We start from the raw sequence: 15,866 nt of genomic DNA, 5'->3' as shown, positions 1-15,866 counted from the left end.
TTGCCGATTCCACGCTCATGTCAACCACACCGAACGGGCAACCCAATCCTTCGCCGCGGCAATCGGTCGATATCGCGCGGATTCTGCTGATCATCGTGATTCTCACGGGGCTGACCATCGGCAGTCTGTATGTGCTTCGGCCATTCCTGCCGGGTCTGATCTGGGCGACGACCATCGTCGTGGCCACGTGGCCGCTGATGCTCGGCGTGCAGCGGCGCGTGGGCAACCGGCGCTGGATCGCCACCACGGTCATGCTGCTCATGCTGCTGATCGTGATCGTACTGCCGCTTTATCAAGCGATCTCCACGCTCGCGCTGCATGGCGCGGAAATCATGGCGGCGATCAAATCGCTGCCGACTTACGCGCTGCCGCCGCCGCCGAGTTGGGTTCACGATGTGCCCGTCGCCGGTCAGCGTGTGGCGACCGAATGGCAGTCGCTGTCGGATGCCGGTCCCGGTGGTCTGCTCGCCAAGCTCGAACCGTATGTGACCATCGCGGCGCGCTGGATGCTTTCGCATGCGGCCGTGGTCGGCGTGTTCGTCATGCATATGGCCATCACCATCATCATCTCGGGCATTTTGTATATGCGCGGCGAGGCGGCGGCGCAGTACATCGTGCGCTTTGCCACGCGTATCGCGGCGCAGCGCGGCGCGGAAGCGGTCAAGCTCGCGGGGCTGGCCATTCGCGCGGTGGCGCTGGGCATCGTGGTGACGGCGGTGACGCAATCGGCGCTGGGCGGCATCGGCTTGTGGGTGGCGGGCGTGCCGGCGGCGGGCGTGATTACGGCCGTCATGCTGATGCTGTGTCTGGCGCAAATTGGACCGTTGCCGGCGCTGCTCGGCGGCGTCGCCTATCTCTTCTGGCATGACGCGCATGTGGCCGCCGCGCTTCTGCTGGTCTGGTCGATCATGATCGCCATGCTCGACAACTTTCTGCGCCCCATGCTTATTCAACGCGGCGTCAATCTGTCGATGCTGCTGATTCTGTCCGGCGTGCTCGGCGGCATGTTCGCGTTCGGCATCGTCGGATTGTTTATCGGGCCGGTGATTCTGGCGGTGACCTCGGCCATTCTGAATGCGTGGATCAACGAGCAGCCGCCGCTGCCGCAAGTGGAAGCGGTGAATGGCGAAAGCATCGCCGATGGCACCGCGGACAAGGATCTGGCGAAGCTGTCGGGAAAGCGTTCGTGATTAAGACGGAATAATTCCGAATTCATTATCTCGATTTAATGTATGCAATAAGACATGCCTTAAATCGAGTATTCGGAGTCTGACGAATTTGAGAATTTAAATCAGTTAACTCAAAGTTTTACAGCTATTTGCCCAGGCATTCTCCGCTACAATGCAGTCCTTTGAATCTTGCCCGCCAGGGCGCAGGGGAAGGCCATGTCAGTGCGCGACGTGGAAGCAATCGATTACGTAGGGGTGAATATCCTATTCAAGAAAGTTTATGTCGGCATTTTCGACGAACTCGATTGGCAGGACGAATCGGAACATAGGAATTTGCTTACTCGTAAAATCGATCACTGCATTCGACATATTCGTTCGGGACAGTTGCTGGCGAATTACCCGAAAGTGCGCGGTTACGAGATCGTGATCGAATACGTGTCGATGCACCCCATGACGCAAGCGGGCCTCGAATTCTGGAAATCGCGTGAGCACATCATTCGCCAGGCAGGTTTCGACGTACGCACGCGTGGTGTCAACGTGCGTGGCTCACTCGGGCTGAAGGTCGAGGAAGTCGCGGAGCGTGAAGCGCCGGTGCTGAATGATCTGGTCGAGCCCGCGCCGCTCAAGCTGGAGAACATCGAAGTGCTCGACGCCGATCCGCTCGCGGGCACCGCAGATTATTCGGATGTGTCGTTCTTGCCGCCGCCGTCATCGAAGCCGCGCAATCGCCACAATCTTCCGGTTCTCACACGGTTGTCCGGACGGCGCGCCGCAGCACACTAGCCATGCCTTCGTGACCGCTCCACGCGCAACGGCGCGGTCATTGAACGGTATGCGCATGCTTTCACGGCTTATCCGGTGAAAAGCAAAACGGCGAAGCAATGAGCTTCGCCGTTTTTTTATTCGTAACGATACGTTCACGACGCCGTTGTCTGCCGCAACTCCGGAAAGTCCTCTTCCCAGAACTCGAACTCGCCGCGCGCGCCGTCCTGCACGCGCGATGCTTCCTGCCTGCGCAGATCGACACGACGAATCTTGCCAGAAATGGTCTTCGGCAACTCGGCGAATTCCAGACGACGAATGCGCTTGTACGGCGCGAGCCTTTCGCGCGAAAACGCGAACACGCTCTTGGCCAGTTCCGGGCCGATCGTATAGCCGTGACGCAGCGTGACGAACGCCTTGGGCACGGACAAACGCAATGGATCTGGACTCGGCACCACCGCTGCTTCCGCGATCGCTTCGTGTTCGATCAGCACGCTTTCCAGTTCGAACGGACTCAGCCGATAGTCCGACGACTTGAACACATCGTCCGCGCGTCCGACATAGGTGAAATAGCCGTCTTCACCGCGCGCGGCGACGTCGGACGTGCGATAGAAGCCGCCGCGCATGGCGTTGTCGGTGGCGGTGGGGTTATCGGCGTAACCGGTCATCAGGCCGAGCGGCGGCGGATTCAGTTCCAGCGCAATTTCGCCCTCTTCCGCGATCACGCCGTCCGGATCGAGCAGCGACACGCGATAACCCGGCAGCGGCCGCCCCATCGATCCCGGCACGAGCTTCTGTCCCGGCGTGTTGGCAATCTGCGCGGTCGTTTCAGTCTGGCCATAGCCATCGCGGATCGACAAGCCCCACGCATGCTGCACGCGCTCGATGATCTCCGGATTCAGCGGCTCGCCCGCGCCGACGATCTCGCGCAGTTTGATCGCGTACGAGCTGAGCGGTTCCTGCACGAGCATGCGCCAGACGGTCGGCGGCGCGCACAGCGTCGTCACTTCGTATTTCACGAGTGCTTCAAGCGTACGCACGGCATCGAAACGGGCGAAATTGCAGATAAACACGCACGCCTGCGCGTTCCACGGCGCAAAGAAGCAACTCCACGCATGCTTGGCCCAGCCGGGCGAACTGATATTCCAATGCACATCGCCGGGTTGCAGGCCAATCCAATACATCGTCGATAAATGCCCGACCGGATAGCTTTGATGCGTGTGCGCCACGAGCTTCGGTTTCGATGTCGTGCCCGAGGTGAAGTACAGCAGATACGGATCATTCGCATATGTTTCGGCATCCGTATTAAATTCCGCCGATGCCGCGTAAGCCTCGTCATACGCAAGCCATCCATCCACCGGCGCGCCCACCGCGATTCGCAACCCCGGCACGTCGATGCCCTCGAACTTATGCGCCTCGCTCGAATCCGCCAGTACATGCCGCACATGACCCAGCGCGATACGATCGCGCAAGTCGCCGGTGGCAAGTTGCGTGGTTGCGGGCAGCACGATCGCGCCGAGTTTCATCGCCGCGAGCATGGTTTCCCATAGTTCGACCCGGTTCGGCAGCATCAGCAGAATACGTTCGCCGCGCTTGACGCCGGGCGCACGCAAATGATTCGCCACGCGCGCGGAACGCTCGCTCATCTGCGCGAAAGAGAGACGCAATTCATCGCCGTTATCGCTGACGATATGCAGCGCGGGCGCGTGATTGCCGCGCGCCATCGGATCGAAATAATCGAGCGCCCAGTTGAAGCGATCGAGCACCGGCCACGCGAAATCGCGATACGCTGTTTCGTAATCCGTACGATGTCTGAACAAAAAGTCTCGTGCGTCGATAAAGGCCTGCACTGCGCTCATTGCGTCTCCCATTTGTGTCTTATACGTTGCGTGCAATCACCATCCGTTGCACTTCGCTGGTGCCTTCGTAAATCTGCGTGATACGCGCATCGCGGTAATGACGTTCCACCGGATAGTCCTGCAAATAGCCGTATCCGCCGTGAATCTGAATGGCATCGGAACATACGCGCTCCGCCATTTCCGATGCAAACAGTTTGGCCTGCGAAGCTTCCGACAAACATGGAATGCCTTCGGTCCGCATGCGCGCCGCATGATGCACGAGCAGGCGCGCGGCGTTGATCTGCGTCTGCATGTCCGCAAGCATGTTCGCGACCGATTGATGGTTGGCAATCGACGTGCCGAACTGCACGCGATCCTTCGCGTATGCGCGGGCCGCATCGAACGCCGCGCGCGCGATACCCAGCGCCTGCGCCGCAATGCCGATCCGCCCGCCTTCCAGATTTGACAACGCGATCTTCAAGCCCTCGCCGCGATTGCCGAGCAGATTGGCAAGCGGAATCGCGCATTCATCGAAGTTGATCGGACACGTATCCGATGCGCGAATGCCGAGCTTATGCTCCGGCGCGCCGACGTTGAAGCCCGGCGTATCCGTCGGCACGATAAAGGCCGAGATGCCGCGCTTGCCCGCGTCGGGATCCGTGACGGCGAAGACGATCGCCACGCCCGCGCGACGCCCGTTGGTCACGAACTGCTTGCTGCCCGAAATCACCCATTTGCCGTCTTTTTCGATGGCGCGCACACGCAGGTTATTCGCCTCCGATCCCGCCTGCGGCTCGGTCAGGCAGAACGCGCCGATCACTTCGCCGCTCGCCAGTTTCGGCAGCCATTCGTCCTTTTGCGCATCGGTGCCGTAGGCGAGGATCGGGCCGCAGCCGACGGAGTTGTGCACGCTCATCATGGTCGCGCACGAGGCGCAGCCGGCGGCGATTTCTTCCATCGCGAGCGCGTAGGCGGTGTAGTCGCTGAAGGTGCCGCCGAGTTCAGCCGGCACGATCATGCCGAGCAGACCCAGCTCGCCCAACTGACGCACGACGGCGTCGGGAATCGCGCCGTCGCGGTCCCATTGACCGGCGTTCGGCGCGAGCACTTCGGTCGCGAACTGACGCGCGGCGTCGCGGATCATGCGTTGTTCTTCGGTGAGGAAAGCGTCGATCATGATTGAACCTGTAGACTTTGCAGCCAGTCAGTTTAGGCAAAGGCCACGCCTCAGCCGATGCCCGAAACGATCACGCTAACTGAGCGCTTACGCCACCTAGTGACAACCCGAACTTCTGTCGAACGCGACTCGATCGCCGTCAGTCTCGTCGATGCCGCCTTGCGATGCGCCGAAGCACGCGGTATCGACCGAAACGCGCTGTTGAACGACGCGGGCATCGCGCCGGCGATGCTCGATTCGCCGCGCGCACGCGTCTCGCCGGTTCAATACGGCAAGTTGTGGCACGCCATCGCCGATGCGCTCGACGACGAGTTCTTCGGCCAGGACCCGCATCCGATGCGGCGCGGCAGCTTCGTGCTGATGTGCCACGCCGCGATCAGCGCACGCGATGGCGCGCAGGCTTTAAGCCGTATCGCGGGCTTTATGCGGCTGGTGCTCGATGAACTCAGCTTCGATATCGATATCGACGACAAACGCGTGCGCATCTGGCTCACGGATCGTCACGAAGCCAAGCCGATGTTCGCGTACGCGACCGGCTTTATCCTCGTCTACGGTCTGCTGTGCTGGCTGCTCGGGCGGCGCGTGCCGCTCTTGTCCGCGCATCTGCGCTGTCCGGAGCCGGTCGAGCGCGACGAATACCGCCTGATGTTCTGCGACGAACTGCGCTTCGATCAGCCTCGCTCGTACGTCGATATGTCGCCGGAATGCGCTTCGTTGCCCGTCGTGCAGTCCGCCGCCACGCTGAAACCCTTTCTCCGCGATGCCCCCGCGAACTTCATCGTCAAATACCGGAATCCGGATTCGCTGGCGGCGCGCATCCGAAAGCGGCTGCGGCAAACGCGGCCGTGCGACTGGCCGGAAGCGGACCAGATCGCGGCGGCGCTGAATATGGGCGAAGCGACGCTGCGGCGGCGTCTGAAGCAGGAAGGGCTGAGCGTGCAGGCAATCAAGGACGCATTACGCCGCGACCTTGCCATCTCCCGTCTCGCCGATACCCCCGACACCATCCCGCAAATCGCCGATGCGCTCGGGTTCGCCGAGCCGAGCGCGTTCCGGCGTGCGTTTCGCAAATGGACGGGCGTGCGACCGGCGGATTATCGGCGCGAGCGCTGAATGTTGTTATATTGAGATGAACCGAAAACACGGAGCCCATCATGACAAAACCGAGTCAGGACAAGCCGCACGAAGACGAATTGCTCGATGAAGCGCTGGACGAAACATTCCCCGCCAGCGATCCGATCGCCGTCGATGCGGAACCGGAAGACAATGAGGAACGTAAGCGTCAGAAGCAGTAAAGATCAATAAGGATCAGTGCAGATCGCCGGAATTGCCGTCTTCCGAACTGGTCAGCAACGCGACCAGCTTTTCCACATGCTGATGCAGCAGCTTCACATGTTTATCGACCTGCTCCAGCCGGCCTGACAGATCGGCCTTGGCGCTTTCGCTCATGCGATCGGACGCCAGCAGTTCATCGACCTTCGGCTGCATGCCATCGACCTGCAGCAATGTGAGTTGCCGTTCCAGCCGCCGCAAATCCTGCGACAGCAACTCGCGATTTTTCCTGAACAGCAAATCCCGCCGATTCGCCTCCGCCACCTGCTGCGCCTGATCGGCCACGCGGCGCGTGGCTTCGGTCTGCGCCAAAAGCGGCTCCGGCCCGCGCAGCACCGAGCGCTTGGGCTGCGGATGCGCCGTGCCACGGAACACCGCCAGCGGCGTTTCCTCGTCGAGCGCGCGCTGCGATTCGGGCGGAATCTCGCTCCGGTCGTGGCGATCGTCCATCCAATGCGGCGGCAGGCCGGTCACCAGTTCGATGCCGCGCACGAATTCCTCATTGAAATCCCGCTGTCCCGCGACGATCAGCTTCATGAACGTCGGCGAGAAACTCATCATGCGCGCGAGGCGCCCGGCCGCGCCCGGCGTGCCGACCAACACGTTCAGATTGGAACGCCAGACCAGAAACAGCGTTTCGTCGAAATCTTCCATGAACAGGCTCCTGGCAAACAAATGCGCCGAGTGCGTTCATCGCCAAATGTGCAAAAAAGGCCGCGTGTACGCGCATGCGGTTTCAGCGGAAACCGGTCGCCGCGGCGGGCGCGCCGCGCGTACATACCGCATAAAACACCAAACTACCGACATCGGCAAGTTGGACCGATATCAGGGTCCGCGCCTATGGAAATCGAAAAAGATCGTTCCGAGGGCAGCGAACCGCTGAAAACGCTATTTTACGGCTCGTTGCGCAAATAGCCTTCCTTGCTTGGCTCCATCATGAAGAAGGACACCGCGAAGGAAATCGCGCACATCACTGTGACGTACCAGAAGAATGCCGATTCGTTGCCCGCCGACTTCAGCCACAACGCGACATATTCCGCCGATCCGCCGAACACCGCATTGGCGACCGCGTACGACAAACCCACGCCCAGCGCGCGCACTTCGGGCGGGAACATTTCCGCCTTGATCAGCCCGCTGATCGACGTATAGAAACTGACGATGGCCAGCGCCACGACCACCAGCACGAAGGCCATTACCGGACTGGTGACGCCCGACAGCGCGTGCAGCAGCGGCACCGTGCCGATCACCGCGAGCCCGCCGAACCAGAGCATCGACGTACGGCGACCGATGCGGTCGGACAGCGCGCCGAACACCGGCTGCAACAGCATGTAGACGAACAGCGCGCCGGTCATCACGTTGCTGGCGGTCTTGGCGTGCATGCCGGCCGTGTTGACCAAATACTTCTGCATGTAGGTCGTGAACGTGTAGAAAATCAGCGAGCCGCCCGCCGTGAAGCCGACCACGGTGAAGAACGCGCCCTTGTGCTGCATCAGCCCGCGAATCGTGCCCGCTTCCTTGCGATCGCGCTGCTCGGCGGTGGTGGTTTCATCGAGCGAACGGCGCAGGTAGAGCGAGATCAGCGCCGCGCACGCGCCGACGAAAAACGGAATGCGCCAGCCCCACGCCTTCAACTCTTCCGTCGATAAAAACATCTGCAAGATCACCAGCACGAGTAACGCGGCGAGCTGCCCGCCGATCAGCGTCACGTACTGGAACGATGCGAAAAAGCCACGGCGTCCGCGCAGCGCGACTTCACTCATGTAGGTGGCGCTGGTGCCGTACTCGCCGCCGACCGACAAGCCTTGAAACAATCGCGCGAGCAGCAATAGGAACGGCGCCCACGCACCGATCGACGCATACGTCGGAAGAAAGGTGATGACGAGCGAGCCGCCGCACATCATCAGCACGGAGATCATCATGGCGTTGCGGCGGCCGTGTTTATCGGCGATACGGCCGAACAGCCAGCCGCCGATCGGGCGCATCAGAAAGCCAGCGGCAAACACGCCTGCGGTGTTCAGCAACTGCACGGTCGGATTGCCGCCTGGAAAGAACGCCGCCGAGAAATACAGCGCGAGGAAGGAGTAAATATAGAAGTCGAACCATTCGACGAGGTTGCCCGACGACGCACCGACAATCGCGAAGACGCGACGCCGGGTATCTGCTGCGGTGTATTCGGGTAGATCGGTCATAGTCTCTTTGGGCCTTGGTCGTTTATTGGAAGTTATCGTGATTCGGGCGCAAGTTTATACGACGCTTTCCATCGCCGCGCACTCCGAAATAACGTGTAGGCCCGCGTGTAGGTAAATACCCTTATCGCCCTTTTTATCGATAAAGTCGCGGGAATAGACGAATCGCATGACGAGGAAATCATGATTGAACTGAACGACGCGTTGGCATCGAAATTTGCGCGGGTCGCGTTGGGGCATCTGACGCGCGAATATCCGAACAAGCTGGATCATGTAATGGCGAGCGCTGCGGATGTGCAAAGTCCGCGCGCGCTGCATCCGATTTTTTATGGCAGTTACGATTGGCATTCGTGCGTGCATGGATATTGGCTGATTGCTCGTCTGCTCGATCGGTTTCCCGCGTTGCCGGAAGCCGCGCAGATTCGCGCGGTGATCGACGAGCATTTTACGGATGCAAATGTGGCAGCAGAAGTCGCGTATCTGGAGCGGCCGGCCGCGCGCGGATTCGAGCGCCCTTATGGCTGGGCGTGGCTGCTCGCACTTTCCGGCCAATTGCATTCGATGCAATCCGACGATGGCAAACGCTGGGCCAAAACGCTTCAGCCGCTCGCCGATGCCTTCGTTGCGCGCTTCAGCGAGTTTCTGCCGAAGTCGACGTATCCGTTGCGTGTGGGCACGCATTTCAATATGGCGTTCGCGTTGACCTTATCGCTCGGCTATGCGCGCACAGTGAACAACGCGTCATTCGAACGCCTGCTCAGCGAAACCGCGACACAGTGGTTTGCAAAAGACGAAGCCTGTCAGGCTTGGGAACCGTCCGGCGACGAATTCCTTTCCCCTTCGCTGATGGAAGCCGTGCTCATGCGTCACGTGTTTCCGAGCGATGCCTATATCGACTGGCTGAACCGCTTTTTCCCGCGACTCGCGCAACGCGAACCCGCGACGCTTTTCATTCCAGCCACGGTCACCGATCGCAGCGACGGCAAGCTCGCGCACCTCGACGGGCTGAATCTGAGCCGCGCGTGGTGTCAGCGCACGATCGCGCGAGCGCTGCCTGCGGGCGATGCGCGCATCGGCATATTGAATGCGAGCGCGGACGACCATCTCGCGTCGGGCATCGCGCATGTGGCGGGCGATTACATGGGCGAACACTGGCTCGCGACTTTCGCGATGCTCGCGCTCGAAGCGTAGTCAAACGCGCGGCTGAAACGCGATCACGCTCATGCCGATCAGCGCGATCGCCGCGCCCGCGATATCCCACGCCGTCGGCCGAATCCGATCGACGGCCCATAACCAGATAATCGCCACGCCGATATACACGCCGCCATACGCCGCATAAATGCGGCCAGCGGCGGTATCGTGCAGCGTAAGCAGCCACGCGAACAGCGCCAGCGACAACGCGCCCGGCACCAGCAGCCACGGCGAGCCGTCCGCCTTCAGCCATCGATACGGAAACCAGCAGCCCGCGATCTCCGCAATCGCCGTGAGCACATAAAGCAGAAGTGTTTTCATGATGCGCATTATCCGTGGCTTCGGGTTGCGCTGACGCGCCGCGCTCGGGAGAATGTCGCCTTCGATCCGCCATCGAACGGACACACACGTGAATTCCCCACAAGAACAAGCCGCCGCGTTGCCGGTGCACTGGCATCGGCGTGTGCTGATGCTCGCGGTTCCCATCGTCCTCGCCAATCTGACGCAGCCGATTCTCGGCGCTGTCGATACCGCCGTCGCCGGTCATCTCGACGGCCCGCAATATCTCGGCGGCGTCGCGCTCGGCGGGCTGGTGTTCAGCTTCGTGTTCTGGGGCTTCGGCTTTTTGCGCATGGGCACCACGGGGCTTGCCGCGCAGGCGTTCGGCGCGCGCGATCAGGCCGCGTTGCGCGCGACGCTGCTGCGCGCGTTGATGCTTGCGTTTTCGATCGGCATCGGCGTGCTGGCCTTGCAGGTGCCGATCATTACCTACGTGCTGTCGGCGCTCGGCGGCAGCGCGGCCGTACACGATACCGCGAGCGCCTATTGCCACGCGCGCAATTGGGCCGCGCCGTTCGCGCTCGGCAATTACGTCGTGCTGGGCTACTTGCTCGGCTGTCAGCGCGTGCGGCTCGGGCTGACCATTCAGGTGTTCATCAACGCGGTGAATATCGTCGCGGTGCTGCTGTTTGTTTATCGATTCGACTGGAGCATTGCGGGCATCGGCGCGGCGACGGCGTTCGCGGATTTCGCCGGTTTCGTGCTCGGCCTTGCAATGCTGTGGCGTCTGCGCGCGCACGGCCTGCCGCCAATCGCCCTCTCCACTTTATTCGATACCCACGCGCTCAAGCGTCTAGTCGGAATCAATCGCGATATCTTCGTGCGGACCTTGTGCCTGCTCGGATCGTTCGCGTGGTTCGCGCACATGGGCGCGCGTCAGGGCGATATCGTGCTCGCTGCGAACGCCTTGCTGCTCAACTTCCAGACCTTCATGGCCTACGGACTCGATGGCTTCGCGCATGCCGCCGAAGCGCTCGTCGGCGCAGCGATCGGCGCACGTGACCGGCACGCGTTCCGCCAGGCCGTCAAAGTGACGATGCTGTGGTCGGCTATCGGCGCGGCGGGCTTTTCCGTGGTGTATTGGATCGGCGGGGAATGGATCATCGCGCGGCTCACGGATCAGGACGCGGTGCGCGCGGCGGCGGCGCGTTATTTGCCGTGGGCGGCGGTGTTGCCGCTGGCATCGGTAATGGGATTTCAGCTCGATGGCGTGTTTATCGGCGCGACCCGCACGCATGAATTGATGAAGGCGATGGTGGTATCGCTCGTGGTATTTGCGGTGGCGGCGTGGGCGCTGGTCGGGCCGTTCGGGAACCACGGATTGTGGCTCGCGCTCACCGTTTTTATGGTGGCGCGAGGGGTGTCGCTGATGGTGCAGGTGAAGGGGATTGAGCGGGTTGTTGCCGCTTAGTTCTGCTGCGGCTTCAAGTCGGCGAGACCTTTCAATAATGCCTTGTGGAATACCGCCGGATCCTGCATCTGCGGCGCGTGGCCCGCGTCCGGAAACTCGATCAGCGTCGAGCCCGCGATGCGCTCGTGCGCGAGCTTCGCCAGTTCCGGATATCGCCCGAGCGTCGGACGGATTTCAGGCGGCGCGAATTCGCGGCCGATGGCCGTCGTGTCTTTATCGCCGATCAAAAGCAAAGTCGGCGTCTTGAGCTGATCGAATTCATAGCAAACAGGCTGCGTCATGATCATGTCGTACTGCAAAGCCGAATTCCACGCGACGATATCCTTCCCCGGCCCGCGATACATTCCCGCCAGCATCTGCACCCAAGGCTCGTAATCCGCGCGCCATTGCCCCGCGTAATACGTGCTGGTCTCATAAGCGCGAATGCTGTCCGCGCTGGTCTTCAACTCACGCGCATACCAATCGTCGATGGAAACCGACGGCACGCCCTTCGCCTTCCAGTCCTCCAGCCCGATCGGATTCACCAGCGCCAGTTGCTCCGTCTCGCGCGGATACATCAACGCATAGCGCACCGCGATCATGCCGCCCGTCGAATGCGCGATGATCGTCGCCTTCGAGACACCGAGCGCCGCCAGCAACGCATGCGTGTTGCGCGCGAGTTGCTGGAAGCTGTACTGATAGCGCTGCGGCTTAGTCGATTTGCAGAAGCCGATCTGATCCGGCGCAATCACGCGATACCCCGCATCGCTCAATGTGTCGATGGTCTGCTTCCACGTCGCCGCGCAGAAATTCTTGCCGTGCAGAAGCACCGCCGTCCGGCCATTCGGATGCGCGGGATGCACATCCATATACGCCATCTTCACGACCTGCCGCTGCGACGTGAACGCAAAGCGCGCCACGGGATACGGGTAATCGAAGCCTTCGAGTTCGGGACCATAGGACGGACCGTCGTCGGCTGCGTGCGCCTGCAGCGACATCGCAAGGCAGGAGACAAGCGCGAGCAGGACACGGAGGCAGAGATTCATATCGGCGGATCGCTCATTGAAAGGTGCGAGGCATTCTATCGTTCGATACGCAATCGTGCCCCGCGCGTGCATCGCTGCGCTTATACTTTTCGGCCTGTTTCCACGCGCTATTTCGACGCGCTCATTCAACACGACACAATGCACTCAGGCATCAAGGCTTTCATCGCGGCGCTGTTCGCCACGGTATGCGTCAGCGCCACCGCGAGCGACTGTCCGCAGTTCAGTCCCAACGGCCGCACGCCCATCGTCACGAACACGAAGATGCGCGCCGCCACGCAGGAAATCTGCTATTCCGATTTCGCGTTGCTTCATTCCGGCGTCACGCATGGCCCTTTGTGGTCGGCAGAACATCTGACCGCGCAGGGTATCGACGACGCGAAGGACAACACGCGCACCAATCGCTTTTTTGTCGAGAAGCGTCTGCCGCAAGGCGAAAGCGCTCAACTCGATGACTACAAACGCAGCGGTTACGATCGCGGCCATATGAGTCCCGCGGGCGATCGCGGCACGAAGAAGGGCATGGCGGAATCGTTCTCGCTGGCGAATATCGTGCCGCAGGATCCGTCGAACAATCGGCGCATCTGGTCGCGTATCGAACAATCGGTGCGCAGGCTGACGGAAGAATCCGGCGAAGCGTATGTCGTGACCGGGCCGCTGTTTTCAGGGCGGCAGTTGCAGACCATTGGCGACTCGCGCGTGTTCGTGCCGACGCAGCTTTATAAAGTGGTGTACTTGCCGCAGCGAAAAATCGCGTTCGCGGTGGTCGTCGAAAATACGCCGACCAACACCTACACGATGAAAACCGTGCGCGAACTCGAAGCCATCAGCGGCCTCGCGTTTCCCGGCATTCCGGACGCGCTCAAGGACAAACGAATTGGAGGATTGAACGGTGTTTAAACCCTTTGGCAACGATACCGACGCACTCAATATCGCGGGCGACGCGATCAACATCGTCAACGGTAGAACGCGCTTGACGATCAGCGGCGACCTGACCATCGCGCGCGATCAGGCGGGTCTCGCCAACGCGATCGCGCTGCAAAAAGCCGTGAACGCCATCGTCGATGCCTTGCAGAAAGAGGCGTCGCTGCCCGCCAAACTCGCGGACGAACCAACAAAGCCCGGTGGCGCCACAGACAATCCGTTTATCTGAGGCGTCTACACTTGGCTGTTACCGCAGTACGGAGAACGGATGTGATCGAATGCCATGTCGGCCCGAGCCCGCTCGGGCACATTTTGTATCGCGCTGAAAACGAGGCGCTGACGGGCTTGTATTTCGTCGGACAGAAGCATTTTCCGCCGGGCGTGCCGGAATCGACCTTGTCGGAGCACGCGCCGACATCACGCGTGATCGCGATTGCGCGCGAGGAAATCGCCGAATACTTTGCGGGTGAACGCACGGATTTCAGCGTAGCGGTGAAGCTCGCGGGCACGCCCTTTCAACAGCAAGTGTGGGAACAATTGCGCCTGATTCCCTTCGGCGAAGCGTGGACGTATGGCGATCTCGCGCGTCGCCTCGGCTTGCCGCCGGGCGCATCGCGCGCGGTGGGCGGCGCGAACGGGCGCAATCCGGTGGCGATCATCGTGCCGTGTCATCGCGTAATAGGCGGCGATGGCGAACTGACCGGCTATGCGGGCGGCGTCGATCGCAAGCGTCATTTGCTGACGCTCGAAGGCGGACCGGGACGCGAACAACTGAGCCTGTTCTAGAGGCATCAACGGGCGAGTTTGCTTAAACGGACGTCCGCGCTACCGAAGAGGCGGCGTCTGTGGCGGCGGAAGGTCGCTGTCGCTTTGTCTTTGCAGATCCTGAACGCGCTGCTGCAAGGCGCGCAGTTGCGCCTGCGCGGCCGCCTGCTCCGTGCGCAAATTACGAATGGCTTCTTGCTGTTCGAGTTGATGGCTCGCCACCTGCCCTTGCTGCGCATGGGCGATAGCGAGATCCGCCTGCAGGCGATTGGCCCGATCCGTCTGCGCGGCGATCTGCTTATCGGCGTAAGCCTTTTCCGCTTCCAGTTTGATGCGGCGGATTTCAGTATCGGCAAGTGTCGCGGATGATTTCACGAAATCCGCATAGACCGCTTCGGCGCGCGAATCGTTTTGCGTCTTGTAGACACGCCACACTTTGCTTTGCTGAAACAAAGCGGCGTAATAAATCATGCTTTCCGCATAATACGAAAGACTCGCGCCATAACTGCCATTGAACGCCTTGCGCAACGTGACGATTTTCCCGTCACGCGACAAGCTCTCCAATTCGGCGACATCGCCATTTGCAGGCTGGCCGTCATCGGGAATATCGATAATCACAGGCTGACTGGCCGCGTCATTGCCCACGGCGCGCGCAGACGGCAAAACGCCGATGCACACGGCCATGATTAATACGCTTCGCGCAATCGTCATGGGCTTCATTGCGAAATCCCCGAGCATCGAGAAACTTCATTCGCAATGGATTATGGCGATAGAAATCGGCTAATTCCAGCCTATTCGATTGGCGCTTGGCAAACGACGAATCACAACAACGTCGGACGCGCGAAGCGGTCTTCGGATAACTGCGGTTCGCGATTACCCGACAACGATTTACGCGGCGAGAAAATGCGCGAATCAGACGGCGTATCGTGGTGCTTCGAAAAAATAGCGCCGTCGCTTTTGAATGTGAATGGCGCGGCGGAAAGAATGCCGCTATCGGGGAGCGGCTGGGCTGCGCGAACCGGCGCAGCGGTCACGACGAGCAACGTGGCGAGGCTGGCGGCGAGCGCGATGACGCGCTTGTTGGAATTCGAACGGTGCATGGCGAAGACTGATCGGTAAATGGCGCGGCGCGCCGAAAAAAGGCGGCTGATAAAAGCATTGGCCGCGCGCTACGAAACAGCCTGTATTTCAGCAGCGACGCCCTACTTCGCCCATGAGAAACATCTCAAAATAATCCGAAGTGCGCCTGAAAAAGCGTGTTTTCGATTGCAAAGGCCGAGCGGGCGTGAAAAATGCCTCTGATCAGCATTCGCACCTTCCGCTCGACGGCTCGATGTACAGGCCACCGCGACACCGGTTCCGTCATATCGAGCCGTGGCGCGGCGTTGTGGCTGCCCGAGGTCGGCAGTAAGTGAGACGCAATCGAGCGACATCGAAGCTGCAGTCAGCCATAATGCGCGTTCACCTGACGCCGGTCCGCCAAGTAAAAACGAAAATGCAATGACTGAAGAGCACAACCTCTCGAATCCACCAGACCGGCCGAACGCCGCCGCAAGCGACGGCAACGTCACGACGGGCGTGCCTGGGCTGGACGAAATCATCGGCGGCGGTTTTGTCGAAGGCGGCCTGTATCTGATCGAAGGCATGGCGGGCGCGGGCAAGACCATCTTGTCCTCGCAGATCGGCTTTCATCGCGTGGCGAACGGCGACATGGTGCTGTACATCACGCTGATCGCGGAGTCGCATACCA

General features: G+C 60.8%; 17 protein-coding genes and 1 pseudogene. 10 read left to right on the top strand and 8 right to left on the bottom strand.

The window, feature by feature from the left end:
* The first annotated feature begins 17 nt into the window (after positions 1-17).
* Both ydiK and P7F28_RS12155 read left to right on the top strand, forming a co-directional pair.
* The gene (ydiK, locus tag P7F28_RS12160; protein WP_277184732.1) at positions 18-1,190 is read left to right on the top strand and encodes an AI-2E family transporter YdiK; all 1,173 of its coding nucleotides are present in this window, start codon (positions 18-20) and stop codon (positions 1,188-1,190) included.
* A 195-nt stretch (positions 1,191-1,385) separates the two neighbouring features.
* A complete protein-coding gene (locus P7F28_RS12155; RefSeq protein WP_277184731.1) occupies positions 1,386-1,952 on the top strand; it encodes a DUF6572 domain-containing protein in 567 nt (188 codons plus the stop codon).
* Between the two features lie 134 nt (positions 1,953-2,086).
* On the opposite strand, the gene P7F28_RS12150 is transcribed toward P7F28_RS12155, so the two are convergent.
* Both P7F28_RS12150 and P7F28_RS12145 read right to left on the bottom strand, forming a co-directional pair.
* Positions 2,087-3,790: an AMP-binding protein gene (locus P7F28_RS12150; protein WP_277184730.1), complete on the bottom strand. Its 1,704-nt coding sequence runs from the start codon at positions 3,788-3,790 to the stop codon at positions 2,087-2,089.
* A 19-nt stretch (positions 3,791-3,809) separates the two neighbouring features.
* Complete coding sequence (locus P7F28_RS12145; RefSeq protein ID WP_277184768.1) at positions 3,810-4,943, bottom strand: acyl-CoA dehydrogenase family protein; 1,134 nt, start codon at positions 4,941-4,943, stop codon at positions 3,810-3,812.
* A 102-nt stretch (positions 4,944-5,045) separates the two neighbouring features.
* On the opposite strand from P7F28_RS12145, the gene P7F28_RS12140 reads away from it, so the two are divergent.
* Together P7F28_RS12140 and P7F28_RS12135 are read left to right on the top strand one after the other, a co-directional pair.
* Positions 5,046-6,059 carry an AraC family transcriptional regulator gene (locus P7F28_RS12140; protein WP_277184729.1) on the top strand — a complete coding sequence of 338 codons (1,014 nt, stop codon included), beginning with the start codon at positions 5,046-5,048 and terminating at the stop codon, positions 6,057-6,059.
* Positions 6,060-6,100: 41 nt separating this feature from the next.
* A complete protein-coding gene (locus tag P7F28_RS12135) occupies positions 6,101-6,241 on the top strand; it encodes a hypothetical protein (RefSeq protein WP_277184728.1) in 141 nt (46 codons plus the stop codon).
* Between the two features lie 13 nt (positions 6,242-6,254).
* Here the strand turns inward: P7F28_RS12135 and P7F28_RS12130 are convergent, their stop codons facing one another.
* Together P7F28_RS12130 and P7F28_RS12125 are read right to left on the bottom strand one after the other, a co-directional pair.
* Positions 6,255-6,932, bottom strand: coding sequence for a hypothetical protein (locus P7F28_RS12130; RefSeq protein WP_277184727.1), 678 nt, complete (start codon positions 6,930-6,932; stop codon positions 6,255-6,257).
* Positions 6,933-7,171: 239 nt separating this feature from the next.
* Positions 7,172-8,467, bottom strand: a complete 1,296-nt coding sequence (locus tag P7F28_RS12125; RefSeq protein ID WP_277184726.1) for an MFS family transporter — start codon at positions 8,465-8,467, stop codon at positions 7,172-7,174.
* A 180-nt stretch (positions 8,468-8,647) separates the two neighbouring features.
* Between P7F28_RS12125 and P7F28_RS12120 the strand changes: the two genes are divergently transcribed.
* Positions 8,648-9,655: a DUF2891 domain-containing protein gene (locus P7F28_RS12120; protein WP_277184725.1), complete on the top strand. Its 1,008-nt coding sequence runs from the start codon at positions 8,648-8,650 to the stop codon at positions 9,653-9,655.
* Here the strand turns inward: P7F28_RS12120 and P7F28_RS12115 are convergent, their stop codons facing one another.
* Positions 9,656-9,976: a YnfA family protein gene (locus tag P7F28_RS12115; protein ID WP_277184724.1), complete on the bottom strand. Its 321-nt coding sequence runs from the start codon at positions 9,974-9,976 to the stop codon at positions 9,656-9,658.
* Between the two features lie 148 nt (positions 9,977-10,124).
* On the opposite strand from P7F28_RS12115, the gene P7F28_RS12110 reads away from it, so the two are divergent.
* Positions 10,125-11,405 (top strand): MATE family efflux transporter, encoded by a 1,281-nt coding sequence (locus tag P7F28_RS12110; protein ID WP_277184767.1) that lies wholly within the window; start codon positions 10,125-10,127, stop codon positions 11,403-11,405.
* Here P7F28_RS12110 and P7F28_RS12105 read toward each other — a convergent pair.
* On the bottom strand, positions 11,402-12,430 hold the full coding sequence (locus tag P7F28_RS12105) for an alpha/beta fold hydrolase (protein WP_277184723.1): 1,029 nt from the start codon (positions 12,428-12,430) through the stop codon (positions 11,402-11,404). The two genes, P7F28_RS12110 and P7F28_RS12105, sit on opposite strands and share 4 nt — an antisense overlap.
* Before the next feature lie 150 nt (positions 12,431-12,580).
* Here P7F28_RS12105 and P7F28_RS12100 point away from each other — a divergent pair, with 150 nt between their 5' ends.
* Genes P7F28_RS12100 through P7F28_RS12090 form a run of 3 tightly spaced genes read left to right on the top strand, consistent with a single transcriptional unit; the run spans position 12,581 to position 14,137 of the window.
* Positions 12,581-13,327, top strand: a complete 747-nt coding sequence (locus P7F28_RS12100; protein ID WP_370467305.1) for a DNA/RNA non-specific endonuclease — start codon at positions 12,581-12,583, stop codon at positions 13,325-13,327.
* Positions 13,320-13,580, top strand: a complete 261-nt coding sequence (locus P7F28_RS12095; RefSeq protein ID WP_277184721.1) for a hypothetical protein — start codon at positions 13,320-13,322, stop codon at positions 13,578-13,580. The genes P7F28_RS12100 and P7F28_RS12095 overlap by 8 nt, the downstream gene beginning before the upstream one ends.
* Positions 13,581-13,621: 41 nt before the next feature.
* A complete protein-coding gene (locus P7F28_RS12090; protein WP_277184720.1) occupies positions 13,622-14,137 on the top strand; it encodes a methylated-DNA--[protein]-cysteine S-methyltransferase in 516 nt (171 codons plus the stop codon).
* Between the two features lie 39 nt (positions 14,138-14,176).
* Here P7F28_RS12090 and P7F28_RS12085 read toward each other — a convergent pair whose 3' ends face one another.
* Together P7F28_RS12085 and P7F28_RS12080 are read right to left on the bottom strand one after the other, a co-directional pair.
* Positions 14,177-14,836: a DUF2968 domain-containing protein gene (locus P7F28_RS12085; RefSeq protein WP_277184719.1), complete on the bottom strand. Its 660-nt coding sequence runs from the start codon at positions 14,834-14,836 to the stop codon at positions 14,177-14,179.
* 101 nt (positions 14,837-14,937) lie between these two features.
* A complete protein-coding gene (locus tag P7F28_RS12080; RefSeq protein WP_277184718.1) occupies positions 14,938-15,216 on the bottom strand; it encodes a hypothetical protein in 279 nt (92 codons plus the stop codon).
* A 400-nt stretch (positions 15,217-15,616) separates the two neighbouring features.
* On the opposite strand from P7F28_RS12080, the pseudogene P7F28_RS12075 reads away from it, so the two are divergent.
* Positions 15,617-15,866: pseudogene (locus P7F28_RS12075) on the top strand (RAD55 family ATPase); the annotation flags it as partial.

This window comes from Caballeronia sp. BR00000012568055 (assembly GCF_029439455.1).
Taxonomy (GTDB): Bacteria; Pseudomonadota; Gammaproteobacteria; order Burkholderiales; family Burkholderiaceae; genus Caballeronia.
Note: the sequence above shows the minus strand (reverse complement) of the source record. Positions and strands in the feature narration are given on the sequence as shown.

Coding starts and splice junctions, on each gene's coding strand:
- P7F28_RS12085 (WP_277184719.1), bottom strand. CDS start 14,836: ATGAAGCCCATGACGATTGCGCGAAGCGTATTAATCATGGCCGTGTGC.
- ydiK (WP_277184732.1), top strand. CDS start 18: ATGTCAACCACACCGAACGGGCAACCCAATCCTTCGCCGCGGCAATCG.
- P7F28_RS12115 (WP_277184724.1), bottom strand. CDS start 9,976: ATGAAAACACTTCTGCTTTATGTGCTCACGGCGATTGCGGAGATCGCG.
- P7F28_RS12125 (WP_277184726.1), bottom strand. CDS start 8,467: ATGACCGATCTACCCGAATACACCGCAGCAGATACCCGGCGTCGCGTC.
- P7F28_RS12105 (WP_277184723.1), bottom strand. CDS start 12,430: ATGAATCTCTGCCTCCGTGTCCTGCTCGCGCTTGTCTCCTGCCTTGCG.
- P7F28_RS12155 (WP_277184731.1), top strand. CDS start 1,386: ATGTCAGTGCGCGACGTGGAAGCAATCGATTACGTAGGGGTGAATATC.
- P7F28_RS12130 (WP_277184727.1), bottom strand. CDS start 6,932: ATGGAAGATTTCGACGAAACGCTGTTTCTGGTCTGGCGTTCCAATCTG.
- P7F28_RS12150 (WP_277184730.1), bottom strand. CDS start 3,790: ATGAGCGCAGTGCAGGCCTTTATCGACGCACGAGACTTTTTGTTCAGA.
- P7F28_RS12120 (WP_277184725.1), top strand. CDS start 8,648: ATGATTGAACTGAACGACGCGTTGGCATCGAAATTTGCGCGGGTCGCG.
- P7F28_RS12080 (WP_277184718.1), bottom strand. CDS start 15,216: ATGCACCGTTCGAATTCCAACAAGCGCGTCATCGCGCTCGCCGCCAGC.
- P7F28_RS12110 (WP_277184767.1), top strand. CDS start 10,125: ATGCTCGCGGTTCCCATCGTCCTCGCCAATCTGACGCAGCCGATTCTC.
- P7F28_RS12135 (WP_277184728.1), top strand. CDS start 6,101: ATGACAAAACCGAGTCAGGACAAGCCGCACGAAGACGAATTGCTCGAT.